At 52.5% G+C, this 25,753-nt stretch carries 24 protein-coding genes; 21 read left to right on the plus strand and 3 right to left on the minus strand.

All coding sequences use genetic code 11. The annotated features are described in order from the left end of the window. Positions 1-66: 66 nt before the first annotated feature. The 18 genes from KJS42_RS10960 to KJS42_RS11045 all read left to right on the plus strand — a co-directional run bounded on the left by KJS42_RS10960 (position 67) and on the right by KJS42_RS11045 (position 20,670). Positions 67-1,425: a CCA tRNA nucleotidyltransferase gene (locus KJS42_RS10960; RefSeq protein ID WP_213622844.1), complete on the plus strand. Its 1,359-nt coding sequence runs from the start codon at positions 67-69 to the stop codon at positions 1,423-1,425. Further along, positions 1,403-2,383 carry a biotin--[acetyl-CoA-carboxylase] ligase gene (locus KJS42_RS10965; protein WP_213622845.1) on the plus strand — a complete coding sequence of 327 codons (981 nt, stop codon included), beginning with the start codon at positions 1,403-1,405 and terminating at the stop codon, positions 2,381-2,383. The genes KJS42_RS10960 and KJS42_RS10965 overlap by 23 nt, the downstream gene beginning before the upstream one ends. A 302-nt stretch (positions 2,384-2,685) precedes the next feature. After that, positions 2,686-3,564 (plus strand): 3-methyl-2-oxobutanoate hydroxymethyltransferase, encoded by an 879-nt coding sequence (panB, locus tag KJS42_RS10970; RefSeq protein WP_213622846.1) that lies wholly within the window; start codon positions 2,686-2,688, stop codon positions 3,562-3,564. After that, entirely contained in the window at positions 3,561-4,463 is a 903-nt protein-coding gene (gene panC, locus KJS42_RS10975; RefSeq protein WP_193416008.1) for a pantoate--beta-alanine ligase, read from the plus strand. Before panB ends, panC begins: the two co-directional genes overlap by 4 nt. Further along, on the plus strand, positions 4,463-4,846 hold the full coding sequence (gene panD / locus KJS42_RS10980) for an aspartate 1-decarboxylase (RefSeq protein WP_155605320.1): 384 nt from the start codon (positions 4,463-4,465) through the stop codon (positions 4,844-4,846). The genes panC and panD overlap by 1 nt, the downstream gene beginning before the upstream one ends. 1,014 nt (positions 4,847-5,860) lie before the next feature. Then, on the plus strand, positions 5,861-6,493 hold the full coding sequence (locus KJS42_RS10985) for a tetratricopeptide repeat protein (protein WP_306433133.1): 633 nt from the start codon (positions 5,861-5,863) through the stop codon (positions 6,491-6,493). Between the two features lie 187 nt (positions 6,494-6,680). Continuing rightward, positions 6,681-9,536, plus strand: coding sequence for an ATP-dependent DNA helicase DinG (gene dinG / locus KJS42_RS10990; protein WP_213622847.1), 2,856 nt, complete (start codon positions 6,681-6,683; stop codon positions 9,534-9,536). A gap of 18 nt (positions 9,537-9,554) precedes the next feature. Then, positions 9,555-10,223: a redox-sensing transcriptional repressor Rex gene (locus KJS42_RS10995; RefSeq protein WP_272491425.1), complete on the plus strand. Its 669-nt coding sequence runs from the start codon at positions 9,555-9,557 to the stop codon at positions 10,221-10,223. Next, positions 10,220-11,518 carry an amidohydrolase gene (locus KJS42_RS11000; protein ID WP_155605318.1) on the plus strand — a complete coding sequence of 433 codons (1,299 nt, stop codon included), beginning with the start codon at positions 10,220-10,222 and terminating at the stop codon, positions 11,516-11,518. Before KJS42_RS10995 ends, KJS42_RS11000 begins: the two co-directional genes overlap by 4 nt. Positions 11,519-11,546: 28 nt before the next feature. Beyond that, positions 11,547-12,032, plus strand: a complete 486-nt coding sequence (locus KJS42_RS11005; RefSeq protein ID WP_155605317.1) for a cell wall elongation regulator TseB-like domain-containing protein — start codon at positions 11,547-11,549, stop codon at positions 12,030-12,032. A gap of 97 nt (positions 12,033-12,129) precedes the next feature. Beyond that, positions 12,130-13,131, plus strand: a complete 1,002-nt coding sequence (locus tag KJS42_RS11010) for a phosphotransferase (protein WP_213622848.1) — start codon at positions 12,130-12,132, stop codon at positions 13,129-13,131. 152 nt (positions 13,132-13,283) lie between these two features. Next, entirely contained in the window at positions 13,284-13,817 is a 534-nt protein-coding gene (locus KJS42_RS11015) for a hypothetical protein (RefSeq protein WP_193416011.1), read from the plus strand. After that, positions 13,810-15,315, plus strand: a complete 1,506-nt coding sequence (locus KJS42_RS11020; RefSeq protein ID WP_213622849.1) for an AAA family ATPase — start codon at positions 13,810-13,812, stop codon at positions 15,313-15,315. Before KJS42_RS11015 ends, KJS42_RS11020 begins: the two co-directional genes overlap by 8 nt. 137 nt (positions 15,316-15,452) lie before the next feature. Beyond that, on the plus strand, positions 15,453-16,325 hold the full coding sequence (locus tag KJS42_RS11025; RefSeq protein WP_193416013.1) for a 3-hydroxyacyl-CoA dehydrogenase family protein: 873 nt from the start codon (positions 15,453-15,455) through the stop codon (positions 16,323-16,325). Beyond that, entirely contained in the window at positions 16,322-17,527 is a 1,206-nt protein-coding gene (locus KJS42_RS11030) for an acetate/propionate family kinase (RefSeq protein ID WP_193416014.1), read from the plus strand. The genes KJS42_RS11025 and KJS42_RS11030 overlap by 4 nt, the downstream gene beginning before the upstream one ends. A 62-nt stretch (positions 17,528-17,589) precedes the next feature. Then, positions 17,590-18,885, plus strand: a complete 1,296-nt coding sequence (gene asnS / locus KJS42_RS11035) for an asparagine--tRNA ligase (protein WP_193416015.1) — start codon at positions 17,590-17,592, stop codon at positions 18,883-18,885. A 27-nt stretch (positions 18,886-18,912) separates the two neighbouring features. Further along, complete coding sequence (locus KJS42_RS11040; protein ID WP_193416016.1) at positions 18,913-19,602, plus strand: DnaD domain-containing protein; 690 nt, start codon at positions 18,913-18,915, stop codon at positions 19,600-19,602. 159 nt (positions 19,603-19,761) lie between these two features. After that, a complete protein-coding gene (locus KJS42_RS11045; RefSeq protein ID WP_213622850.1) occupies positions 19,762-20,670 on the plus strand; it encodes an ATP-grasp domain-containing protein in 909 nt (302 codons plus the stop codon). Positions 20,671-21,039: 369 nt separating this feature from the next. On the opposite strand, the gene KJS42_RS11050 is transcribed toward KJS42_RS11045, so the two are convergent. From KJS42_RS11050 to KJS42_RS11060, 3 genes are all read right to left on the minus strand, one after another. Further along, positions 21,040-21,582, minus strand: a complete 543-nt coding sequence (locus KJS42_RS11050) for an HAD family hydrolase (RefSeq protein WP_213622851.1) — start codon at positions 21,580-21,582, stop codon at positions 21,040-21,042. A gap of 53 nt (positions 21,583-21,635) precedes the next feature. Next, positions 21,636-22,004, minus strand: a complete 369-nt coding sequence (locus KJS42_RS11055) for a DUF423 domain-containing protein (protein ID WP_213622852.1) — start codon at positions 22,002-22,004, stop codon at positions 21,636-21,638. Positions 22,005-22,121: 117 nt separating this feature from the next. Continuing rightward, the gene (locus KJS42_RS11060) at positions 22,122-23,282 is read right to left on the minus strand and encodes an asparaginase (protein ID WP_193416020.1); all 1,161 of its coding nucleotides are present in this window, start codon (positions 23,280-23,282) and stop codon (positions 22,122-22,124) included. Between the two features lie 289 nt (positions 23,283-23,571). On the opposite strand from KJS42_RS11060, the gene KJS42_RS11065 reads away from it, so the two are divergent. The 3 genes from KJS42_RS11065 to KJS42_RS11075 are packed head-to-tail and all read left to right on the plus strand — an operon-like array spanning position 23,572 to position 25,746. Beyond that, a complete protein-coding gene (locus KJS42_RS11065) occupies positions 23,572-24,174 on the plus strand; it encodes an RNA polymerase sigma factor (protein WP_193416021.1) in 603 nt (200 codons plus the stop codon). Further along, positions 24,171-24,611, plus strand: a complete 441-nt coding sequence (locus KJS42_RS11070; protein WP_155605300.1) for a hypothetical protein — start codon at positions 24,171-24,173, stop codon at positions 24,609-24,611. Before KJS42_RS11065 ends, KJS42_RS11070 begins: the two co-directional genes overlap by 4 nt. A gap of 43 nt (positions 24,612-24,654) precedes the next feature. Next, positions 24,655-25,746: a hypothetical protein gene (locus KJS42_RS11075; RefSeq protein ID WP_155605561.1), complete on the plus strand. Its 1,092-nt coding sequence runs from the start codon at positions 24,655-24,657 to the stop codon at positions 25,744-25,746. Positions 25,747-25,753: the final 7 nt, after the last annotated feature.

The following is a 25,753-nucleotide window of genomic DNA, read 5'->3' on the forward strand; positions in this document are numbered from 1 at the left end:
TTATAGTTTATTGGAAGGGAGGTGTCCGCAATCGAGACGATTCGTTGGAGTCAAGTCGACCCCCTCATGCTGGTGCAAGGGGAGAACGTGCTGCGCGTCTTGCGGGATGGCGGGCACCAGGCCTTTTTCGTCGGGGGCTGTGTTCGCGATGAATGGATGGGGCACCCGGTCCACGATATGGATATCGCCACCTCGGCCAAACCGGACGAGGTGGTTCGCCTGTTTGAACGCACGGTTCCGACGGGAATTCAACATGGCACGGTGACGGTGCTGATGGAAGGTCAGGCGTTCGAAGTGACGACGTTCCGCAAGGAGTCGGATTACGCGGATCACCGTCGTCCGGCTTCGGTGGAGTTTGTGGATGTGGTTGCCGAGGATTTGCGGCGGCGCGATTTTACGATGAACGCCATCGCCCGTGGGCTGGATGGCGAGCTGGTTGATCCGTTTGACGGCCGATCTGATATTGAGCGTGGGCTGATCCGCTGTGTTGGCGTTGCCGAAGAACGGTTTGAGGAGGATGCCCTGCGGATGATGCGAGCCGTCCGGTTTGCTTCGACGTTTGGCTTCCGCCCAGTCAAGAGCTTGTGGAAGGCGCTCCTTGATGGCAGGGACAAGCTTGGTTATATCGCGACGGAACGCGTGCGTATGGAGCTGGAGAAGATCGTGCTGGGCCCGGACCCGCTCCGCGGGCTGGCCCTGCTGGAACGCAGCGGGCTGCTGCGGCATGCGAAAGCGGCGCTGGGACCGGCCGCGCCGCAGGCGGTGGCGGACGCGGGCGGCGAGGCCCTCGGCGCAGAAGCTGCGCTGGCGCAGCGCCTGCTGCATCGGGAGCCGCCACGCCGCGCGTTGCTGGGCGCGCTGCCGCTGTTGGAGCCCGCGCCGCCGGCGCTGCGCTGGTCGCTGCTGCTGCAAGCCCTAGGCGCCCCGGGCGAGGCGGCTTCCCCGCTGCTCAAAAGCTGGACGTTCCCGAACCAGACCGCCCAGGAGGCGGCTGGGATCGTCCGCTTTGACGAGGCGTGGGAAGCCATCCAGACCGGGGCGCCGGGCGAGCGCGAGCAACGGCGCGGCTGGATCGGCCTGCAGGTCGCGTTCGGCCGCGAGACCGCCGGGCTGTGGCTGCGCCGCCAGCAGGCGGTGCTGCAAGCGGCCTCGGGCGACGACGCATGGCGGCAGGCCGGCCAGGCCATGTTGACCAACGCGGCCCGTTGGCACCGCGAGGTGCGCGTGCACACGCTGAAGGAGCTCGCCGTCAGCGGCGGCGAAGTGTTGCAAGCCGCCGGCCGCAAAGGCGGCCCTTGGCTTAGCGAGCTGTTGCGGGAACTGCTGCTTGCGGTTGCCGCAGGTGAGCTGCCCAATGATCGGCAGACCCTTCTTCAACATGTCGAAACGGGGGGGAAGGAAAATGGAAGCAACTCGATTGATTGACATGCTCCTGGAGCATCCGGGGCAATATATATCCGGCGAGGAGCTCAGTCGCCGACTATCGATCAGCCGGACGGCAGTGTGGAAACAAATTGCCAAGCTGCGCGAGGAAGGTTATGAATTCGAGTCGGCACCGCGGCGAGGATATCGGCTGATTCGCCAGCCGGACAAGTTGAGCCAAATCGGCTTGCTGCATGCGCTGCAAGGAAACCGCATGTTCGGGCGGAGACTGAAGCTGCTGGAATCAACTCCCTCCACGCAGGAGGAGGTTCGTAAGTTGGCGGAAGAAGGGGCACCGCATGGCACGCTGGTACTTGCCGAAGAGCAGACAGCCGGGCGCGGGCGACAAGGCCGGCGCTGGTATTCGCCTCCCGGCAAGGGAATTTGGATGAGCCTGCTGCTGCGACCGGAACGGCAGCCTTTATCGATCGCACCGCAATTGACCTTACTTGCGGCGGTGGCGGTGTGCCGCGCCGTGCGCAAAGTTGGCGGCGTAGATGCCGGAATCAAATGGCCCAACGATATCTTGGTGGGCGGACGAAAGCTGTGCGGCATCATCGTTGAATCGGTCGCCGAAGACGAGTTGATCCGTTTTGCGGTTGCCGGCATCGGTATTGACGTAAATTTAGAGGCGAAGGATATTCCACAGGAGCTGACAACTATCGCCACCTCCTTGTCGCTGGAGAGCGGACGCCGAATCGATCGGACCGCACTTATTGGCGCAGTCCTGACTGAAATGGAGCAGCTTTACGAGCTATATACGCAGGAAGGGTTTGCTCCGGTGGGGCATTTGTGGGAGGCGTTGTCGGTAACACTCGGCCGTGAGATTGCCGTTCATACCCCGAATAGGGTGCTAAAAGGTACGGCAACCGGCTTGGATCCTAGCGGTGCCTTATTGCTTCTGGATCAAGATGGCAAACATTTCACGATTTTCTCTGGAGAAGTACAACTTGGCGGATGAAAAATAGAACGTAATTTGTTATACTGAGCACAGGAGGCGGTATCGGTAAAGATCCGAACTGCACTCCGGGCGCTCGTCGGAGGTATGTAAAGTGAATGTTCCACTGTCGGATGACGACATGAACAACCACGATCAAGTTGCGTTGGATTCTGCTCTGAGCCGTAAGAAGGACCGAGACAGAAGAACGAGGAATGAACTCTTCTTTGGACTTCGGACCTTTTTAGTGCCAAACTAAAAGGTTTTTTTGTTGTGCGCGTTTTTTCAAGGTTCGCACACCCCCTAAACCGAAGGAGATGGATCAAATGGCAGGTAAACAGGCTTTAAATATCGTAAAAATGAAAAAGATGAAGCAGGACGGCATCCCGCTGGCCATGATCACCGCATACGACTATCCGTCGGCCCAGTTGGCCGAGGAGGCGGGGGCGGATCTGCTGCTAGTTGGGGACTCGTTGGGCAACGTGGTTTTCGGGTATGACTCGACGATTCCCGTAACGCTGGACGACATGGTTTACCATTCCCGTTCGGTTGCACGCGGAGCGCAGCATACGTTCATTGTCACCGACATGCCGTTTATGACCTATCACGGAAGCATCGACGAAACGCTGCGGAACGTCCGCCGTTTGATGCAGGAGGGCCATGCTCACGCTGTCAAAATGGAAGGCGGCGCAGAGATTGCCGGGGCCGTTCAGGCTATCGTGCAAGCAGGTGTTCCGGTACTGGGGCACATCGGTTTGACGCCGCAATCGGTCAATCAGATCGGTGGTTACCGGGTGCAGGGCAAGGACGCTGCGGATGCCAAACGGCTAATGGACGATGCCAAAGCGCTGGAACGCGCCGGCGCCTTTGGAGTTGTGCTGGAGCTGGTTACTGAAGAGGTGGCGACGGCGATTTCCCGGGAGCTATCCATTCCGACGATCGGTATTGGGGCAGGGCGCGGCTGTGACGGCCAAGTGTTGGTCTACCATGACGTCTTGAAATATACCGCGGATTACCGGGACAAACGGTTCGTCAAAACATATGCCGACCTCGGAGCACAGGTGCGTCGCGGCATATCGGAATACGTGGCCGATGTCAAGAATCGTTCGTTCCCGGCGGAAGAGCATGCCTTCCGTGCGGATCAAAGCGTGCAGGAATCCCTGGGTACGCTGTACGGTAAAGGAAAGGTGGAAGTCCGGTCATGATGACCTTTACAAATATACGACCGCTTCGTGAACAGTTGAAGGAAGCGCGGTTCACAGCGGCAAGGAATGGAAAACCAATCAAGATCGCGCTCGTGCCGACGATGGGATTTTTGCACGAGGGGCATGCCAGCTTGCTGCGCAAAGCGCGGGCGGAGAACGACTTGGTGGTTCTAAGCATTTTCGTTAACCCGATCCAATTCGGCCCTAATGAGGATTTTGAGCGGTATCCCCGAGATCCCGAGAAAGATCTGGCCTTGGCCGAGCGGGAGGGCGTAGATTTTGTCTTTCTACCCAGCGTTGAAGAGATGTATCCCCAACCGACGCGAACGAATATTAAGGTTGCCGATTTAACGGACGTCTTGTGCGGGGCGTCGCGTCCGGGTCATTTTGACGGCGTTACGACCGTCGTTGGCAAGCTGCTGCATATCGTGCAGCCAGACCGGGCTTATTTCGGGCAAAAAGATGCCCAACAGGTGGCGGTCATCGCGCAGATGGTGTTGGACTTGAATTTTGATGTTGAGATCGTTCCTTGTCCGATTGTGCGTGAGTCCGATGGCCTTGCCCTTAGCTCCCGAAACGTATACCTGAGTGCGGAAGAGCGGCAGGCCGCACTTGTCCTGTCTCGCAGCCTGCTGGCCGTTCAGGCTAAGGCAAATGCGGAAGCCAACGTGACCGCAGGAGAGGTGCTCGCCGAACTTCGCGATTCGATTGGAGCTGAACCGCTGGCCGTGATTGATTATGTGGAGATTGCTGATTTTCCGGGACTGTCCCCGCTGGCGGGCGGAGACCGGCTAGATGTTGCCGGACGACAGAGCGACGTGTTGATTGCGGTTGCCGTGAAATTTGGCAAGACTCGGCTGATCGATAACGTTATCTTAACGAAGAAGGTGAACGACTGATGTATAGAACGATGATGAAATCGAAAATTCACCGCGCGACGGTGACGGAAGCAAATCTGAATTACGTCGGCAGTATCACGATTGATGAGGAATTGATGGAGGCTTCCGATCTGCTGGAGAATGAGAAAGTGCAAATCGTAAACAATAACAATGGTGCCCGCCTGGAGACTTATGTGATTCCGGGGCCTCGCGGAAGCGGCGTCATTTGTTTGAACGGCGCGGCAGCACGTCTTGTGCAGCCGGGCGATAGTGTCATCATCATTTCTTACGCCCAATTGTCGGCAGAAGAGGTACGCAGCCATAAACCAACGGTTGTGTTCGTTGACGAGAACAATAAGCCGGTGGAGAAGGCGCACCAAGAACTTCACGCCATGATCCGCTAAAATAAGGTAGTTCATAAAGTCATCTTCGGATCACGAAGTGGACTTAGGGGAGGGCTCGGCGTCGAATCTTGAATTCAGCCGGGCCCTCCGTGTGCTCACGTAGCCTCCAGCTACGCTACGCACCTGGTCAACGTTGCTCGCTGATTGTATTCGATTTTTCATATACAAATTGCCGCGAATGACCCAAAAACCGAGATGTATTCGGTTTTTCATACAGATTGCGGGTCATTGCCTTCCCAACACGCAATTATGTATGATATTTCGAATACATTCTGTCAGAATCACCGAAGACGCCGAAATGTATTCGATTTTTCATATACAAATTGTCGCGAATGACCCAAAAACCGTGATGTATTGGGTTTTTCATACAGATTGCGGGTCATTGCCTTCCCAACACGCAATTATGTATGATATTTCGAATACATTCCGTCAGAATCACCGAAGACGCCGAAATGTATTCGATTTTTCGTATACAAATTGCCGCAAAGGACAAAAAAACCATAATCTATTCGGTTTTTCATACAGATTGCGGGTCATTGCCTTCCCAACACGCAATTATGTATGATATTTCGAATACATTCCGTCAGAATCATCGAAAACGCCGAAATGTATTTGATTTTTCATATACAAATTGCCGCGAATAACCCAAAAACCGTATTCTATTCGGTTTTTCATACAGATCCCAGGACATCGCCCTTCCAACGTACAATTATGCATGAAATTTCGAATACATTCCGTCAGAATCACCGATATCGCCGAATTGTACTCGATTTTTCGCATACAATTCGCGTCTTAGCTCTTGCGGAATCGGCCACCTTGGGGAACAAAGGAACATACGCCTCCAACCCCCGACCCGCTGAGGACCCCAAGCTTGCGGAATCCGCCACAGTTACCAAAGTCAGAATAAAGCCTTCAAAAAAGTGTAATTCCTCCCTGCGGGAATGAAAACGGTCCTCGAAACAAAAAATGAACGTAAGGCTCGGACTGATTTCATTTTCGTTGGGGGGGATGCGAATGATGTTTCAGCATGTGTTTGCGGAAATGAATGAGATGTTGGACGAAATCACACGGAAATATCCCTTGGCCGGTAACGCTCAAAAGCTGGAGTTGGCTAAGAAATGGAGCCTGCTTCAGCATATGAGCGACGGGATCATCGAGGAGTGGTTATGCTTCGAGGAGAAAATGGGATATTTGCGCCATGCGTTTGGGAGCCTGGCATCCAGGGAGACGCCCGATCTTCCTGAATTGGATGACCCCGTTTTTATCAAAGGGCAAGGGTATTACAAACTGCTGATGTTTCCTCAGGCATTGTCCCAATTTGAGCAGGTCATGCAGCAGTTTCCTGACAGTGTGCTCGCCCAGACCTACATGGGAATGTGCCATCTGCACCTGGAGCAAATCGACAAAGCCGCGAAGCATTTCTGGCTGGTATTGGAGAAGGCGACGAACAAACGGCTTCGTTCCATCATTTACAACGCACTCGGATGCATTGAGGCGCAAAAAGGTGTGTTTACCAAAGCAAAAGAGTACTTCAAGTTGGCTCATCACAGCGATCCGTCCTTGCCCGAGCCACTGGCCAATTTGGAGGCCTGCACGCACAGCACAGGGAAATTGCATTACAGTCCGGAACTGACTTCCTTATTGTAGGTCTCATTCCGATTGAACGCACTTATTTACGGCTTGAATTATGAAGCGATGCGAAATTCCGCTTAAAGCGGCGCATCGCTTGTTTTGTTTTGTGATTTTTATTACAGATCCCGTTTGTATTAATTTTCAAATCGGTTATCTTCTGTTATGCTGTAAAGAGACTGGAATGAAGGGACAATTAATAGCAATGAAATACGCAGTGCTTGATTTTGAAACGACGGGTAACCAGTCCTCCGATGAAATTATTCAAGTGGGACTTGCCATTATAGAACCGGATAAGACGATATCGCAGGTGTATCGTTCCTTCGTGAAACCAGGTGTTCCGATCCCTCCTTTTATTACGGGATTGACGGGAATTACAGAGGAAGATGTCAAGGATGCGCCGGAGCTAGACGAAGTGATGGTGGAGATGGTTCCGCTTCTAAACGACGTCGTCTTGGTCGGGCACAATGTTGCATTCGATTTTAATTTCTTGCAGAGCGCTTTGGACAAAACAGGCTATTTGCCGTTTACCGGCCGCATTCTGGATACGATGGATTTCTTGAAAATCCTGTTTCCTTCGCTTACTTCCTATCAGCTCGGGCTGGTGGCGGCGGAGTTTGAAGTGGAGCATGATCGGCCGCATCAGGCGGACAGCGATGCGCTGGCGACGGCGCTCATTTTCCTGAAATGTCTGGAGGAATGCGCGCAGCTGCCGCTGTTGACTTTGCAGCGTCTGGCCGATCTGTTTGCAGGCGAGGACAGCGATTTGGGCTGGTTTTTCGATGCGATGACGCAGGAGAAGGAACGCGAGGCGATGCCAAGCGAAGATGGTTTCGTGTACTATCGTCAATTCGCCCTGCAGGTGGAGGATTGGCTGGACATCCAAGCGCCAAGGGACAGTTCGGATCGAAATCCGCTGGCGGATGTGACGTTCGAGCAGTTCATGGAACAGGTTCGGGAACGGCTGCGAGAGCGTTTGCCGCAGTATGAGGAGCGAGAAGCCCAGAACATGATGCTGAATGAGGTCATGCGGGCTTTCGAGGAAGACAAGCATCTGCTGGTCGAAGCCGGAACGGGGACCGGTAAATCCTTGGGATATCTCCTGCCGGCCATTTACCACAGTGTAAAGAATGAAGAGAAGGTAATGGTCAGCACTCATACCATCAACCTGCAGGAGCAGCTGCGGGAGCGCGACGTGCCGCTATTGACGGAAGTCGTGCCTTTTCCTTTCCGCGCAGCCGTATTTAAAGGAAGGCAGCATTATTTGTGCTTGCGCAAATTTGAACATAAAATGAATAGAAAAGACTTCGCAACACCTAAAGAAGAGGTGATGACGGCCGCGCAAATGGTTGTGTGGCTGACACAAACGGAAAACGGCGACGATGAAGAGTTGAATCTCGGAAACCGCGGCGGCGACTTCTGGGAGACGGTAGCCAGTGAATCGGAATCCTGCTTAGGCCGATCCTGCCCCTGGTTCCGCAAATGCTTCTATCATCGTGCCAAACACGAAGCCGGAGTAGCGGACGTGGTCATCACGAACCACTCTAAATTGTTTACGGACATTCAGGCCGGGCACCAGCTGCTACCAGGCTATGAGCGGCTGGTCATCGATGAGGCGCATCATTTGGAAGATGTGGCCGGCAAGCATCTTGGCATTCATATGAAATACTTTACGGTGGTCCATACGCTGACCCGGTTGTTTAAAGACAGCAAGACAGGGCAGTTGGCTAATCTTCGGAGCTCGATAGATGCGTCGTCCGCGGAGAAAGCTGCGGAATGGTGCGCAGTGATCGATGGCATCTACCCAACGTTGGTGGATGTGAAAGAGAGCTGGGACAAGCTCAGCGAGCTGCTGTTCAGCTTGATGCCGGATCGCAGCGATGCGGCCCCCGGCGATCCGGGGCAATTCGTATATCGGCTGCTGCCGACCCGAAAGCCGAAGGATTGGGAGACACTGACCGCGCTCGAAAACCAGATTTACGTGGGTCTGGGCGACGTGCTTCGCAAAGGGGATCGTCTCATGTCTGAGATTCGGGAGGAGCAGGATGATTATGCTGCGGAAAGCCTGCTTACCGATATCAGCGGCTTGTTTAAGGATTTAGCTGGAGAACGGGAATCACTGCGGTTCTTCATGAAGCTGGAAAGCGAAGACACGGTTTATTGGATGGAAGCCAACGGGAATTACCGCAGCCGCTCGCTGCAAATGTACGCGGTGCCGATTGACGTTAGCGCCCAGTTGAAGGAATTTTTCTTCGATCGGAAAAAAAGCGTCGTTATGACTTCCGCGACATTGTCAGTCGATAAGTCGTTTCAATATATGATCGAGCAGTTGGGTCTGACGGAGGCGGCGGAAGAGGAACGGTTGATTACGTCGATGTTGCCATCTCCGTTTAATTACCGGGACCAGGCACTCTTAGTCATTCCACGTGATTTTCCGAGCGTAAAGGGCAGCGTGGGAGATGATCACTTCATTAACACGTTGGTGCAGTCGTTGGCAGATTCCGCGGTGGCTACGCAAGGCCGCATGCTGGTGCTGTTTACGTCCTACCGGATGCTGAGACAGGTGTATGACCCGCTGAAAGAGTTGCTCTCGGCGCAGGGGATCACCGTCATCGGGCAAGGGATGGACAGCGGTAGCCGTACCAAGCTGACTCGGCGCTTCCAGGGTCAAAATGCATCGGTGCTGCTGGGGACGAGCAGTTTCTGGGAAGGGGTAGATATCCCCGGCGAGGCGCTGACAAGTTTAGCGATCGTGCGGCTGCCTTTTCAACCGCCGAACCATCCGCTGGTGGAAGCCAAGAGTGAGCGACTGCAGCGGGAGAAGAAAAACCCATTTATGAAGTTATCCGTCCCGCAGGCGGTTATCCGCTTCAAGCAAGGATTCGGGCGACTCGTCCGTTCCTCGCAGGATCGTGGCATCGTAATCGTTTATGATACCCGTATCCTGGAGTCTTACTATGGGAAGTATTTTTTATACTCTTTGCCCGGACCGAAGATGGAGCATATGCCGATGAATCAAATGGTACCTCGCATCTCGGAATGGTTGAATCCCGAAGCCTAAACCGCTTTATTGATCGCATTGAAGAATAGGGGGAAACGAAGCATGAAGTCAGAAAAAATTTCGGACGCCGTCGTCCGCAGACTGCCGGTTTACCTGCGTTTCTTGAACGAACTCAGCCGCAGGGAGGTCCCCACGGTCTCCTCGCAGGAGCTGGGCCAGAAGTTGGATCTGAATCCCGCGCAAATCCGCAAGGATTTAGCGTATTTCGGCGATTTTGGTCGGAAGGGGATCGGCTATGACGTGGCTTACCTAATCGAGAAGATTCAACAGATTCTCAACCTGGACCAGCAAATTAACGTGGCGTTAGTCGGTGCCGGTAATCTAGGGCAAGCCCTTTCGAATTATAATGCTTATTTGAAGGATAATATGAAAATCGTCGCCGTGTTCGACGCATCGCCAGCAAAGATCGGTACCCAAATCAACAACATCACGATTCAACCGATTGAGGAGCTGGTAGCTACGGTACGAGCGAATAATATCCGTATTGGGATCATAACGGTACCTGACACAGAAGCCCAGCGCGTGGCAGACGAGCTGGTTGCGGCCGGGATCGGAGCCATCCTGAACTTCGCGCCAACGATTCTCAAGGTGCCGTCGGAAGTGCGGATTCATGCGGCCGATTTCACTACAGACCTGCTTAGCTTGGCATATTATCTGGAGGATGGAAAGGAACAAGCCAACGTATGAGTCGTAAATGGTTAATTAAGAACGGGACGTTTGCCGTACTGGAGACCAATCGCCCCGTGATTCATGGATATATGCTTGTTGAAGGCGATTCGATCACCTATATCGGAGAAGAGCGCCCGGAAGGCGTGGAAGGCGCCGAAACGTTTGACGGCAAAGGCTTGTTATTTTTGCCAGGACTGATTAACACCCATGGTCATGCGGCGATGTCGCTGTTGCGCGGTTATGGGGATGACATGGTACTGCAAACCTGGCTGCAGGAGAAAATGTGGCCGATGGAAGCCAAGTTTACCGCTGCTGACGTTTATGCCGGAACGGCGCTGTCCGTACTGGAAATGCTTAAAGGCGGTACGACCACGTTCTTGGATATGTACGATCAGATGGACGAAGTCGCCAAGGTTGTCGAGGAATCCGGCATTCGCGCCGTACTGATGCGCGGAGCGATCGGGCTATGCTCGCCGGAAGAGCAGGATCAGAAGCTTAAAGAAGCGATCGCGTTTGCCCAGAATTGGCACGGTAAAGCGGAAGGACGCATCACGACGATGATGTCGCCTCATGCGCCATATACCTGTCCGCCGGCTTTCATCGAGAAGTTCGTACAAGCCGCCCACGATCTCGATCTACCGATGCATACGCATATGTCGGAGACACGCGCCGAGGTGGAGCAGAACGTGAACGATTACGGCGTTCGCCCGGTAGAGCACCTGCGGAAGCTGGGCATGTTCTCCCGCCCGACGCTGCTCGCCCATGCCGTACATTTGACGGACGAGGAAATCGAGGTCTTGGCTTCTCATGGCGTTACCGTCTCTCATAATCCGGGTAGCAACTTAAAGTTGGCCAGCGGCGTTGCCAGAGTACCGGAGCTCCTGAAGAAGGGAGTCGTGGTATCGCTGGGTACTGACGGTGCAGCCAGCAACAATAACCTGGACATGCTGGAGGAGATTCGTTTGGCCGCGCTGATTCATAAAGGCGTATCCGGGGATCCGACGGCGATTCCGGCTCTAGAAGCACTCAAGATGGGGACGGAGTACGGCGCGAAGTCGGTCTTCTTGCCGAACACCGGGAAGCTTGCGGCTGGCATGAAGGCGGATTTCATCGCCTTGAACACGGAGCAGGCTCATTTTCTGCCGCGAACGGATTTCATCTCGCACACCGTGTATTCTGCTGGACCAAAAGACGTCGAACACGTTTGGGTGAATGGCAAACAGGTCGTCAAACACGGGGCTTGCCTGACGCTTGATGAGGAGCGTATTCGGCACGACGCTCAAGCTGCGTTCGAGGGACTGCTGGCACGGTAATACGCTAGGATAGGAAAGGAAGAGAAGGTTGAGGAAGCGAACCCAATGGATTCTGCTGTCCATCGTGATCCTGTTGATCGTGCTCCTTGGTCTCCACCGGTTTTATCTATACATTCATGAGGATACGTGGAGAGCCGAAAGAGAGGCCGTTCAACAGGCGAAGCAGGAGACGGACCTGGTCCAGGGAGACGAGGTGTGGAAGTCGGTATGGGATGAAGTCACCTGGGTCGTGCAGGGGGAAGACGAATCCGGACGTAAAATGATGGTTTGGCTCCGAGAAGGACAGGACCCTGAGGTGCGATTGCTATCGGAAGGGAAGTCCGAGAATCAGGTTCGAGCCATCATCAAACAGACGTTGCCGGGTATCCAGGTTGTCCGTCTGCTGCCGGGCATTTACAATAACCAACTGGTCTGGCAGCTGTTCTACAAACAGAAGGACCACCACTATTATCGGTTCTTCAGTTTTACAACGGGCGAACCGCTACCGGAAGTGTTCACCCTGCCGAATCGCTGACGGGTCGTCGTAAATAGAAATATTCCTAATAAACGGTTTCGAGGTTTAGGCGAAAAGCCTGAATGGCGAGACCGTTTTTTTGTAAGGAGGGAAAGGCATGGAGTTGCTCGATCCTGCAGGGCAAGAGAATAAGGTGTGGGAAGACTTGAAACAAGCGTTTAACCATCATTTTTCTAGTCCAATCCGGCAGGCTATTCCTATTAAAAGAGGTTGGTTAAATTATAAATGGAAAATTACCACGGATTTCGGTGAATTTGTGCTTAAGCAATATAATAGGGAGCGGTTTAAGTCCTATCGGCCCGAAACGTTGCAATTGGCCTTATCGCAACAAATGCGATTAAGTGAACTTGGTTTTCCGTGCCCTTCGCTTCTTACCTCGAACGGGAATAGGATGCTTGAGTCGGACAGTGGTGAAAAGTTCATTGTAATGGGGTATTGTCAGGGACTACTGGTTCCGCCGGGACAAGCCAACATCCATCAAGTCTATGATTTAGGACGGGTCACAGGCCAAATGCATCGGTTTTTGAATGACGGGACGTTGGGACGGAAGGAATCCGCCTTGTTTTGCCCTCCCGCTCGCGAGGAGCGATTGGAGCATTGGATTACGCTTCAGGAGCAAGCTCTTCGCAGCGGCAACCTCTTATTGTCGAGTGAGATTGAAACGCAACGCATTGCAACGGAAAACGTTGACCTGGGACGATTTGAACAGATTGCATCGGGGTGGGCGCATCGGGATCTTTGGATGGACAATTTGCTGTTTAACGAGAGTTCTGTGGCTGCGGTCTTGGATTTCGATCGCTTCAATTATGATTATCCCCGGCTCGATGTTGCTCGAGCTGTGATGTCATGTGCGTTTAGCGATCACTTGGACCTGACTCTGGCTACTGCATTTATGGAAGGGTATCGACAGGAGGTAGAAGCCCCATTTGAGACGGGGTACTTAACGACATCCCTGCAAATGCTGTGGTACATGGAATGTGTCTGGTGGATTCATGGGCAGATGGATCCACATAGCGCGCCTCCCGCGCGCTTCGCCAGGGAGATGAAGTGGCTGGCGGAAAATATCAACCGCTTGCCAGTGATGCTTGAGAATTTGTAGCATTTCGGGGTAGAACTGCTAGCTTCAAATTTTAAATATCTTCACACTTTCCTTCGATATTTGATATACGATGTGATATACTCATATTTGTAGTTTTGATAGACGGGTTGATATACTACAGAGATGATTATTATAGATAAGGGGGACATCACGTGAAACTGCGTATTGGACCAATTGCTGCAAGCATCGCTATTTCCGTCCTTGTGTTGTTTGGTGGATGGTTCCTGTATCGGCAATGGGCGATTGAACGTCCGCTGGAGAATATCGTAAAAAGTGTGGATGGTGTAAATCAAGTCGAAATGGATATCAAACCTGATGAGTTGGCGCTGAAGCTGAGTTTAAAGCCGGGGACCGATCTTGGCGCGCTAGTTCGGCAGATTGAACAGAACGGGAAGGACCAAATCGGCAACCGTACGTTGAAGCTAGACGTGGAGGATCATTCTTCGCCGACATTGGACCTGTTGTGGGAGAACGCGTTGTTCACCGTCGCGCAAGCGATGGAAAACAAGCAATATACGCAAATTACCGCGGCTCTAAAGCAAATGGAACAGGAAAACGACAAACTGACGGCTACAGCGGAAATGGACGAGAAAAACGTCTATATTACTTTGACGGACGGTCAATACAGTAAATTTGTTATTTTGCCGCGTACACCGGAACGAATGGGGGCATGGCCGAATGCGTAAATGGATGATCGAAGCAGCCATCGGATTTATTCCGGTCCTTATCGTATTCTTGGCAGTGACCGGTGTTAATGTTGTTCCGCTTGTCGTAGCTATGGTGCTGTTTGGCGCGTTGTTTACGGCGATCAAAATGCGTAGCGGCGGGATTACGATCGGAGCAGCCGGGGGACGGAAGCACAAAAAGCGCGGCCTGGCAAAGCTAACCTTCGAGCAGATCGGCGGACAGGAAAGTGCAAAGCAGGAGCTTCGGGAAGCGCTGGATTTTATGGTGCGACAAGATGAAATCAGCAAGTTCGGCATTCGCCCGATCAAAGGGATTTTGCTGACGGGACCTCCGGGAACCGGGAAAACTTTGCTCGCGAAAGCAGCGGCACATTACACTAATGCCGTGTTTGTCGCGGCTTCGGGCAGTGAATTCGTTGAAATGTATGTCGGCGTTGGGGCGAGTCGGATTCGTGATTTGTTTAAGGAAGCGAGAACCCGCGCGGCGAAGGAAAACAAGGAAAATGCAGTTATTTTCATTGACGAAATCGAAGTGATCGGAGGAAAAAGAGAAGGCGGGCAGCAACGCGAGTACGACCAAACGTTAAACCAGCTGTTGACGGAAATGGATGGCATTTATTCCTCCGATACGCCGCGGATTCTACTGATTGCCGCGACGAACCGTAAGGAAATGCTGGACAGCGCTTTGCTTCGTCCAGGGCGGTTTGACCGGCATATTCAAGTCGATCTGCCGGATAAGAAGGGCCGCCGTCATATCCTCGAACTGCACGCGGCCAACAAACCGCTGCAAGAGGGCGTCAACTTGGACAAAATCGCGGAGGAATCGTATGGCTTCTCCGGCGCACAGCTGGAAAGCGTGATGAATGAAGCGGCGATTTACGCGATGCGTGATGAGGTCGATCAAATTACCCAAGGTCATTTATCGATGGCTATCGATAAAGTGCTGATGGGGGAGAAGACAGACCGACAGGCCGCCGAGGAAGAGAAACGTCGCGTCGCGATTCATGAGCTGGGCCATGCTATTGCCGCTGAGGTTGTTGCGCCGGGCAGCGTTAGTCAAGTCGCGTTAAGTCCGCGCGGGAGAGCGCTTGGATATGTTCGCCATAACCCGCAGGATGAGAAGTATTTGTATACGAAATCGTATTTGGAAGGCCAAATTATGATTGCCTTGGCTGGGGCGGCCGCGGAGGAAATCTATTACGGTGGCCGCAGTACGGGGTCGAGCAATGACTTCGAGCAGGCTTTGAAGATCGTGCACACGATGATGACGTCTGGCCTGACATCGTTAGGAATCGTCAACATGGACATGGTGACCACCGAGGTGTTGATGAACGAAAATACACGAATTTTGGACGATCTTGCAGCAAAAACAAAAGAAATGCTGCAGCAACATTCTGCAGTCTTCGACAAATCGCTTGATCTCTTATTCAAGGAAGAGCGCCTTTCCGGCGAGCAATTCCGTTGTCAATTTCGTGACAGCGTCGATTTACCGGCATAATTCATGATGCCGGTTATTTTTTTTTACTTTTTCTTCGTGCTAAGATATTATTATATGTTGGATGTTAGAAGATGTATGATTCGACATCTGGGGAACCATATTATGTACAGATAATGAAAGGATGGAGCGAGAGGACCATGAACTACAAACGAATTGGTGTCATCGGCGGCGGCACAATGGGTCAGGGCGTAAGCGAAATGCTAGCGGCTAAAGGACTTGACGTGCTGCTCGTGGAGGAGACAGCCGATAAATTGGAGCATGCCTACAGCATGATCGAAACGAGTCTGGATAAACAGCTCGAGAAATGGGCAATCACGAAAGCGGAGAAGAAACTGATCTTATCCCGTATCCATAAAGTTACGCATTTTGCCGAACTCGGAACCTGCGATATGGTGATCGAGACCATTTCGGAGGATTTGAATGCCAAAAAAGAGGTATTCACACAGCTGGATCAAGTTTGTCCAAGCAACATCATTTTGGCGAGCAACACATCAACGCTCAGTTTAACCGAGATCGCCGGCGGAACGAAATATCCGGAGCGCGTCATCGGCATGCACTTTATTTATCCTGTTGCCAAAATCAATCTGGTTGAAATTATCCGCGGTCTGAAAACATCGGATGCCACGTTTGAAGAAACGAAACGCTTCGTGGAAGAGGTCGTGGAGAAACGCGGCATCATGGTTTACGAATCCCCGGGCTTTGTTACTTCCCGGATTATTTGCGTTATGATCAATGAAGCGCTGCATGTACTAGGTGAAGGTGTCGCATCTGCAGAAGAGATCGACGAGGCGATGCGCATGGGCTACCAGTTCCAATACGGGCCGCTGGAAATGGCCGATCGCTTTGGCCTGGATTCAGTACTGGCCGCATTGGAACGCATGTTCCGCGAATTCGGCGAATTGAAATACCGTCCTTCCTTCGTGCTCAAGAAAATGGTACGCGCCGGCAGTTTGGGCGTAAAAACGGGCGAAGGTTTCTTTAAATACGATAAGGACGGTGACCGGCTGTGAAACTGTTAGTTATTAATGCGGGAAGCTCCTCCCTAAAATACCAGCTTTATGATATGACCGATGAATCGGTTTTGGCTAAAGGTTTGGTTGAGCGGATCGGTATGGATTCCTCGATTTTGACACATAAGCCGACTGGCAAAGAGGAAGTGACGGAAGTCAGCGAAATTCTGGAGCATACGACGGCGATTCGCAAAGTGCTTGAGAAATTAACGGACAAGGAACATGGCGTTCTAGCGTCGGTTAACGAGATTCAAGCGGTGGGTCACCGCGTCGTGCACGGTGGCGAGGCGTTTAAAGGCTCCGCCCTTGTCACACCGGAAGTCAAAGCCGAAATCCGCCGCCTGTTCGACTTGGCGCCGCTCCATAACCCTCCGGCAATCATGGGGATTAATGCTTCCGAAGCCAATATGCCGGGCGTTCCGAACGTGGTGGCCTTTGATACGGCTTTCCATCAAACCATGGATGAGAAAGTGTATTTATACCCGATTCCGAGAGTTCTGTACAAGAAACACCGCGTCCGTCGTTATGGCGCACACGGTACCTCACATCAATATGTCAGCCGAGTGGCAGCGGAATATTTGAACCGTCCGATCGAAGATCTGAAGATCATCACTTGCCATATCGGTAATGGCGCAAGCTTGACCGCGGTCAAAGGCGGTGTATCGGTGGATACTTCGATGGGTCTGACGCCTTTGGAAGGCTTGATGATGGGGACGCGCAGCGGCGACCTCGATCCGACGGTTGTCACCTTCGTCATGAATAAGGAAGAGCTGTCCATCAGTGAAGTGAACTCGATGTTGAACAAGCACAGCGGTCTGCTTGCCATCTCCGGCAGCAGCAGTGACATGCGGGATATTACCGACGGGTGGGAAGCGGGTAAACCGAATGAGACACTGGCCTTCGAGATGTACGAATACCGTCTGCGGAAATATATTGGATCGTATGCTGCAGCAATGAACGGCGTGGACGTGATCGTCTTTACGGCAGGTGTTGGCGAAAACTCGGCAATCGTCCGCGAGAAAACGTGTGAGAACTTGAGCTACTTGGGCGTCGAGCTGGACAAAGAGCTGAACAAAATCCGTTCCGGGGAACCGCGTCGGATTTCGACTCCGAATTCCAAGGTCGAAGTTCTGGTCATCCCTACGAATGAAGAACTGATGATTGCCCGCGATACGCTGCACATCGTGCAGGAATCGAAGTAAAGCACGGCGAATTTAAACCTTTGTGTTATTAATATCGTTATCGTTAGAGGAGAGATAAAGGCATGGCGGTCAAAACTGTGATTCGTCAAGTGAATGAGCATGTCGGGGAAACCGTAGTCATCGGCAGCTGGCTCAACAATAAACGTTCCAGCGGCAAAATTCAATTTTTGCAGCTTCGCGACGGGACCGGCTATATTCAAGCGGTAGTCGTCAAGAGCGAAGTGTCCGAGGAGACTTGGAACAACGCCAAGAGCTTAACTCAGGAATCGTCCATGTACGTTACGGGCGTGATTCGCGAAGAACCGCGAAGCCAATCCGGTTATGAGATGACGGTAACCGAAGTCGAAATCCTTCATTTGACCGAAAACTATCCGATTACGCCAAAAGAACACGGTGTCGATTTCCTGATGGACCATCGTCATCTGTGGCTTCGTTCCTCGAAGCAGCGGGCCATTATGGTCATCCGGGCCGAAATTATTCGGGCCATTCAGGATTTCTTCGACCAAAACGGGTTTACCTTGGTTGATCCGCCGATCTTGACGCCAACATCTGCGGAAGGGACCACGAACCTGTTCCATACGAAATATTTCGAGGAAGACGCTTATCTGACGCAAAGCGGGCAGCTTTACATGGAAGCGGCCGCGATGGCCTTGGGCAAGGTTTATTCCTTCGGTCCAACGTTCCGCGCTGAGAAATCCAAGACACGTCGCCATCTGATCGAGTTCTGGATGATCGAGCCGGAAATGGCGTTTACCGATCATGAGGAGAGCCTCAAGGTACAGGAGAACTTCATCGCGCATGTGGTGCAATCGGTGTTGAAGAACTGCCGGACCGAGCTTGAAGCGGTGGGCCGCGATGTATCCAAGCTAGAAGGGATACAAGCCCCGTTCCCGCGCATCAGTTACGATGAAGCGATCGAATATCTGCATACGCAAGGGTTTGATATTCCTTGGGGCGAGGATTTCGGGGCGCCGCACGAAACGGCGATTGCGGAACGTTACGAGAAGCCGGTATTCATTACGAATTATCCAGCGGGGATCAAGGCGTTTTACATGAAGCCGGATCCGAACCGTCCTGAAGTCGTCCTGTGCGCCGATATGATTGCGCCGGAAGGCTACGGAGAAATTATCGGCGGTTCGCAGCGGATCGACGACCCGGCTTTGATGGAAGAACGTTTCAAGGAGCATAACCTGTCGGAGGAAACGTACCAATGGTACCTGGACCTCCGCAAATACGGCTCGGTGCCGCATTCCGGTTTTGGCCTTGGATTGGAACGAACGGTCGCCTGGATTTGCGGTCTAGATCACGTTCGCGAGACGATTCCGTTCCCACGGACCCTGTACCGGTTATATCCTTAATTGGCGCTGAAAGGTGAGCTTTAATTTATGGCCATGAATGAGGGCAACAATGCTTGGGCGAAGGGAATGGCTTTCGGAATGGAGACAGGGACGGTGAACGTGCCTTTCGCACTGTTGGCCCACTACCGTAAGCTCCGTTTAAGCGATACGGAAGCGATGCTTCTGATCCAGCTGCTTGCCTTCAAACAAGTCGAGCGTAACGATTTCCCATCGTTGGGGCAGCTGGAATCGCGGATGGACACGGCGCCCGGAATGCTGGCCCCGGTCATTCGCGGTTTATTGAAGGAAGGCTGGATCAGTATCGACGAAGCAGTCGACGAAACAACCGGTATCCGTTCAGAACAATATAATTTGAGCGGTATGTATGACCGGTTGGGGAGGTGGCTGGCGGCACAGCAACCGGCTGCCGCCAGCCGCAAAACGGCTGACGCGGCTCCGGAAGCGCGGGAAGAACAGGAACGGAACCTGTTCGTGATTTTTGAGAAGGAATTCGCCCGTCCGCTTTCACCGATGGAATGCGAGACAATATCCGGTTGGGTGGACCAGGACCGGTACCCGGAAGAGCTGATTCTACTGGCGCTGAAGGAAGCGGTATTCGCCGGTAAAGTACATTTCCGGTATATCGACCGTATTTTGCTGGAATGGAGCCGCAATCGCGTACGTACGGCGGAGGACGTCAAAGCCTATGCGCAGCGGTTCCGCGGAGGAATGCGTTAATTGATCGAACGAAGAGAGTGCTTGCTTTCATGGGGCGCTCTCTTTTTGTTGTGCGCGCGAATTTTACAGTAATCTCGATTTGAAATCATACTCGAATCAAAATGGTTTCGTACACTGTGGGAAGAGTCACTTTGATCTTCTCCTGGGAGGACGATACCGATGCAAGGTTGGATTATTTATAAGAACTCCGCAACCGATGTAAAGCCGGAAACCTACGAAATCAAACGGTTGATGGAAGAAGCGAATAAGCAGGGGATCGATGTGAGGGTATTCGCCCCCGAGCAGTTTGAGCTGATCGTCACACGCGATGATCGAAAGAGCGTGATGGTCGGCGGCGAAGTGCTTCCGCTCCCCGATTTTGTGCTTCCGCGCATGGGTGCGGGGACGAATTACTTCGGATTAGCCCTGATTCGCCATTTAGAGCGGTTGGGCGTACTTACTCTGAATACGGCGCAAAGTATCGACACGGTCAAGGACAAGTTATTCACGCTGCAGATTTTGGCTCAATACAATCTGCCTGTCCCCAAAACGATGCTGATTCGTTCCAAAGTGGATGTCGAACTGGTGGACAAGCATCTGGGGTTTCCGGTTGTCGTCAAAACGATCTCCGGTTCTCAGGGCAGTGGGGTCTTCTTAGCGGAAAATCGTTCGAATTTCATCGATATGCTGGAGATGATCAACGCCTATAAGGAGAATGCCACCATGATCCTGCAGGAATTCGTAGCCTCCAGTCGTGGCGTGGATTTACGGGTACTGACCATCGGCGGCCGCGCCATTGCAGCGATGAAGCGGAGCTCCGGTAATGACAGCTTTAAAGCGAACTATTCGCGTGGCGGCTACGTGGAGCCGTACGAAATGACTCCGGAGATCGAATGGCTCGCACTGGAGGCCGCCCGATTGTTAAACTTAGATATTGCCGGTATCGACCTGCTATTCGACGGGGAGCATTTTAAAATTTGTGAAGCAAACTCCTCTCCTGGTTTTGAGGGGCTAGAGTCCTGCTGCCAGGCGAACATCGCGGAAGAAATCTATCATTTTTTGCGGGTGAGGTTGAACGCGTTTGAGTAGAGAGCGCTGTCGGGGTACGCGAATCCGTCCGCGGAAGCAATTATTCCGTGATCCATGATCGAACGTGCCTCGATTCATTCCATCGTAAGAAAAATTTGCGGTAAAGGCGAGCCCTTCCTGCGCAACGAAGCGATCCCGGCAAATTCCTGCAAAAGTGCAGGTATTTTCCCAGGAACGGCTAAATTCTCATGAATACCTGCAAAAATGCAGTTATTTAGGAGAGAAAGCGCAATTATCGCGAGTATTAAGAAAAATACCTGCATTTTTGCATCTATTTCGCCGAAATCATAAAAATCGACCGAAATAACTGCACTTTTGCAGGTATTTTTTACATTTGGCACGTCATGAAATGGGTTCGGAACTAGTTGCCTAGTTCTTTACCGCAGATAACCGGGCATTCAACGTTTCCGCCAGCTCCAGCAGCTCCAGCGGTTCGCTGATGATGTAGTCGGGCTCTTCTTCGGGGCTGGCTGGCGTATGCGGATAACGCGAAGTCCATTTCAGGAACACGCTCGTGATCCCCAAAGCATTTGCTCCTTTAATATCCCGGCCCAGGTTATTGCCAACCATGGCAATCCGCGGGATATCGGCTTCGCTTAAATCCAACGCACCGATCGCCGCTTTGAACATTCGGGGGCTGGGTTTTTCCGCTTTGATCGTTTCTGAATAGATCATGGTCGCAAAAATATCGTAGAGTCCGTGCTGACGGTATACATTTTTGAACGATTGAGCGTTTCCGTCAGCGACCAGTGCAACGGTGAAGCCCCGTTTAACCAGTTGCCGAAGCATGTCCTCCGCACCGGGGATCAGATCCGCCTTTAACACGATCCCTTCGTCATCGCGGACTTCCGTCGCTTCGTCAACGAGCGTATCGCCGCTATCTAAAAAGAGAATCAACCTTTTCTCCGCCATAGAGTTTCTTCCTCTCCCTCTCGTTGAATCCTTCGCTAATTCTTGGTCGATTATTAGCCTTGAACCGCTGTGATGACGAAGAGCACCCATCCCGTCAGAAAGCAAACGCCGCCAAGCGGTGTAATCGCCCCAAGCTTTCGGATTCCTGTTAAGCTCAATGCATACAGACTACCGGAGAACAGAACGATCCCGGCAAACAGGAACCAGCCAGCGAGTACAACTAGCCCTTCGCTCGTTAGCTGCGTTGCGGCTAGACCCAGTAGAATCAACCCTAATCCGTGGGCGATATGGTACTGAACCCCGGTTTGATAGGTTTTTTGCCGGTCTTCGGTCAAACGGTTCTTGAGCGCATGCGCGCCGAAGGCGCCAAGAGCGACAGCGAGGAACATCATGATCCCGCCTAAAGTAAGCAGTAACGTCATCGTTGGATAACACCTCCCCCCAAATCTTACCGATTCCCGCTAGGCACGTCAATCGGACAAACCACAAAGCAGCGCGTTCGCTATGAACGCGCTGCTTTGCATGTGGAGTCATGCTCCTTATTTGGCTGGAAGCTCGATTTGGCCGTAGCCAACCGTAGTGAACCAATTTTGAACCGTATCGAAGTCTTTAGAGAAGGACAAGCACAGCAGCAAGAGAATTCGGGCATGCGCCGCATTTAGGTTGTCGCCGGCGATAATTCCGTCGCCGCTGGAGTAGTTGCTGCCCGAGCCGGTCCGAGTGGTCGTGACGAACACGACGCCTTTCTCGATTGCGGCTTTGCGCTCTTCACTCATCGCTTTGGAAATACCGCCCGCTCCAGTGCCGGCAGTAACGATCCCTTTGGCTCCATTTGCGACGAATCCGCTGATCGCTCCTGCGCCGGCTTCTTGATAGGAATAGGCGATTTCGACCTTAACCAAATCCTTTTTGGTGATTTTGTTCAAGTCGAACGGGGTAGCCCAGGTCGCGGCCGATTTCAAAGCGCGGAATGGGGCGCGGTATACGCGGATCGTTTTTTCGTCGATATAACCCAAAGCGCCGATTTCTGGAGTGATAAACGTATCGGTCCGGTAAGAGTTGGTTTTGGTGACTTCGCGTGCGGCATGGAATTCATCATTTAACATCAGCACGGTACCGAAATATTTCGTTTTCCCACTGGCCGCCAGTTTAATCGCGTTATACAGGTTAGCTGGAGCGTCCGTTCCGATGACCGTCCAAGGCCGCATCGAACCTGTAATGACAACCGGTTTCGGACTGCGTACGGTCAGATCGAGGAAATACGCGATTTCCTCCATGGTATCCGTGCCGGTGGTCACCACGACCCCATCCTGGGTTTTGAGCGCTTCATCTACCTTCAAGGAAAGATCATATAATTGCTCGATCGTATAGGCGCTGGAACCGGAGTTGCCGAATTGAACCGTGGAGACCTCGGCGATTTGATCTTTATTCGGGAGGGAAGCCACGAGATCAGCGATCGGCAGTGAACCGGCCCGATAAGTTTGGAAACTCGTTTCATCCGTGGATTGCCCAGCCAGGGTACCGCCGGTAGCGATAACCTGCACTTTCGGCAACTTCTTTACGGCTTCAGTCGAGTTCACGGTACCCGTAACGGTTTCGGCTGCGGAAGCCGGAGAGAGATATAGATTGGGGAGCAGCGCGGTCACGGCGAGGCCGGTGACCAATAAGGCTTTCAAACTTCGAGATGTCCACTTCTTCATTCCATCAACCTCCAAGATGTTATTTTAGTTAACGATATGTAATCTAACTTAACGTGAAATTCGTTAACTTGAGTGAAATTATAGTTTGATGTCATGTATATTGACAAACGCATTAATGACTTGATAAAGCGCTTAAATCCAGTGGAATCAAAGGAATGCAACTTTATCGTCGAAAATGGGAGCAGTTTCAAAACCATTAAATATTCAAATTTGATGTTATGTTAGGTGACATATAATGATTTTTCGAGAGATTGTAGAACTTTTGTCGATTCAAACGTTTTAAGAAATAGTGCAGGGGTTGGACGGACAACCAACGTCTATATCTTGGGAGGAGGGGAGAGTCATTGATGAAACGACGTTTATTCAAAGATTTCAGCGGGGAGACCGCAGCGTCTTTCCTTGGTTAGTCCGGGAATATGGGACCTATGTGTACCGGGTAGCCCATTCGGTGCTGCATGACGCCAAGGAAGCAGAGGACGCCGCACAAGAAACCTTTCTGCAAATCTTTAAATCTCTCCCGGAGTATCGCTCCCAAGGGCTAAAGACCTGGATTACCCGGATCGCCGTCAATAAGTCGATCGACATCAAGCGGAAGCGGGATCGGCGCAAGGAAGAGCAATGGGATCCCGTAGATTTGGACTTGCAGCTATCCGATTCGGAAGAGGACCATTTGTTTGGGCTAATCGATGCGGAACGGAGTACGGAAGTACGCCGACGTATCGCCGGGCTTCCAGCGGGACATCGTCAGATCGTTACCGAATTTTACCTGGAGGGCAAAAGTCATGAGCAAATTGCCGCAGAGCTTAGTGTGGCGGTGAAAACGGTCGAATCGAGGTTGTACCGGGCAAGAGCCTATATTCGCGAGCATTGGTCAAGGGAGGAATGGGGATGAGTCATCAACCGCAAGATGAACTGGAGCTATGGCGGAGCTATATCCGCGGCAGCCTGGATTCCATCACAGAGGCGCGATTAGATGCGCTGCTGCAAGGGGATGAGGCAGCCTTTGCCGCTTATACCGCAGCACTATCCTCTTTGGAAAGCGAGCTTCCTGGTTTGGAGGATGAAGCCGCCTATATGCTGGCGATCATGGAGATACTTCCGCAAGCGAAGCTGAGCAAGGAGCGCGGCGGCAGCCGTAAGTCTTGGACCAGGCATCCGCTGCTGCATTATGCGATCGCGGCAACCTTAACGGCATTGCTGTTGGGTAGCGGATTATTCGATTTGATTGCCGCGGAGACCGATCATTTGATGAATCAGGCGAATGCGTCGTCCTTGAGCGAACGAATGATGGAGGCGACGGCCGGTTGGCTGGATAGTTGGAAACGATAAGGGGTCATTTTGATAGAAAAAGTTGGAGGAAAGGAAGATGGATATGCCGTTTGAGCGCAACCGACTGCTCGCTTTACTGTTGAATTTCATCCCCGGAGTGGGGCATCTGTACTGGGGCAAAAAAGGGAGGGGGATTACCTACCCGATTCTGTTCTTTGGCGGTCTTCTGTTTGGCATTGTTGTTGCGATGGCCGCGGATAGCGGGGAGCTCGCGATGGTGACCTTGATTGCAGCCATTATCTTATGGTTGATTTCGATGTTCGACCTGCTCATTACGATGCTTCGCGAATCGCCGGAGGAACGGGCTTACCGGGAGCATGTCCGGCAGATGTCCGGCGAAGGGAGAGAATCGGAAAAATTCTTTACGATCCTGCTGTCGTTCGTTCCTGGCTTGGGCCATTTTCAACTGGGCTTGATGCAGCGGGGATTATCCTTTTTGATCGCCTTTTTTGGCTTGATCACGATGATGTTCTTCGTCACAGGCATTACGCATGAATCGGTATTTTTGCTGTTCCTCGGTTTGCTGCCGATCATTTGGCTGTACAGTATGTTTGATGCGGTGCAGCTCGTACACCGGAAGTTGGCGGGGGAACCGCTGGTGGATCGGACCCCGTTTGACGATTGGGAGGCCGGTAGAATCGAAGGTCGGCGCAGCAAAGTACTGGCGACGCTCCTGTCTGCCTTTCCCGGGGCGGGTCAAATGTATCTGGGCCTCCAAAAGCGGGGCCTGCAAATGATGGCTTTGTTCCTGGGCAGCTTCTATGTGATCGACGTGCTGCGGCTTTCCGTGTTTCTGTTCGTCATCCCGATCATCTGGTTTTATTGCTTCTTTGACGGTCTGCAGCAGACGAGCCGTTACGGGATCCTACCGATGGAGGATCATCCGCTGATTCAAACTCGCGGCGAATACCAGCACTGGCTGGGTATCGTGCTTATTGTGTTAGGGGTGTATTTCGTCGGGATGGAATTGATCGTTCCGGTGCTGGATGCGAACTTCCCCGATCTGCGCTTGCACCTTCGGATTGAGAAATACCTTCGGCCGACGATTGTGGCCGTGCTGCTGATCGGCGGGGGCATTAAGCTGCTCGCCCGGCCGAAGCGGCGGGATGTGTTCTGGAGCGACGGGGATATTTAATATTTAC

Source organism: Paenibacillus sp. J53TS2 (assembly GCF_018403305.1).
GTDB classification, from domain to species: Bacteria; Bacillota; Bacilli; order Paenibacillales; family Paenibacillaceae; genus Fontibacillus; species Fontibacillus rhizolycopersici.

Coding starts and splice junctions, on each gene's coding strand:
- KJS42_RS10960 (WP_213622844.1), top strand. CDS start 67: ATGCTGGTGCAAGGGGAGAACGTGCTGCGCGTCTTGCGGGATGGCGGG.
- KJS42_RS10965 (WP_213622845.1), top strand. CDS start 1,403: ATGGAAGCAACTCGATTGATTGACATGCTCCTGGAGCATCCGGGGCAA.
- panB (WP_213622846.1), top strand. CDS start 2,686: ATGGCAGGTAAACAGGCTTTAAATATCGTAAAAATGAAAAAGATGAAG.
- panC (WP_193416008.1), top strand. CDS start 3,561: ATGATGACCTTTACAAATATACGACCGCTTCGTGAACAGTTGAAGGAA.
- panD (WP_155605320.1), top strand. CDS start 4,463: ATGTATAGAACGATGATGAAATCGAAAATTCACCGCGCGACGGTGACG.
- KJS42_RS10985 (WP_306433133.1), top strand. CDS start 5,861: ATGATGTTTCAGCATGTGTTTGCGGAAATGAATGAGATGTTGGACGAA.
- dinG (WP_213622847.1), top strand. CDS start 6,681: ATGAAATACGCAGTGCTTGATTTTGAAACGACGGGTAACCAGTCCTCC.
- KJS42_RS11000 (WP_155605318.1), top strand. CDS start 10,220: ATGAGTCGTAAATGGTTAATTAAGAACGGGACGTTTGCCGTACTGGAG.
- KJS42_RS11010 (WP_213622848.1), top strand. CDS start 12,130: ATGGAGTTGCTCGATCCTGCAGGGCAAGAGAATAAGGTGTGGGAAGAC.
- KJS42_RS11020 (WP_213622849.1), top strand. CDS start 13,810: ATGCGTAAATGGATGATCGAAGCAGCCATCGGATTTATTCCGGTCCTT.
- KJS42_RS11025 (WP_193416013.1), top strand. CDS start 15,453: ATGAACTACAAACGAATTGGTGTCATCGGCGGCGGCACAATGGGTCAG.
- asnS (WP_193416015.1), top strand. CDS start 17,590: ATGGCGGTCAAAACTGTGATTCGTCAAGTGAATGAGCATGTCGGGGAA.
- KJS42_RS11040 (WP_193416016.1), top strand. CDS start 18,913: ATGGCCATGAATGAGGGCAACAATGCTTGGGCGAAGGGAATGGCTTTC.
- KJS42_RS11045 (WP_213622850.1), top strand. CDS start 19,762: ATGCAAGGTTGGATTATTTATAAGAACTCCGCAACCGATGTAAAGCCG.
- KJS42_RS11050 (WP_213622851.1), bottom strand. CDS start 21,582: ATGGCGGAGAAAAGGTTGATTCTCTTTTTAGATAGCGGCGATACGCTC.
- KJS42_RS11055 (WP_213622852.1), bottom strand. CDS start 22,004: ATGACGTTACTGCTTACTTTAGGCGGGATCATGATGTTCCTCGCTGTC.
- KJS42_RS11060 (WP_193416020.1), bottom strand. CDS start 23,282: ATGAAGAAGTGGACATCTCGAAGTTTGAAAGCCTTATTGGTCACCGGC.
- KJS42_RS11070 (WP_155605300.1), top strand. CDS start 24,171: ATGAGTCATCAACCGCAAGATGAACTGGAGCTATGGCGGAGCTATATC.
- KJS42_RS11075 (WP_155605561.1), top strand. CDS start 24,655: ATGCCGTTTGAGCGCAACCGACTGCTCGCTTTACTGTTGAATTTCATC.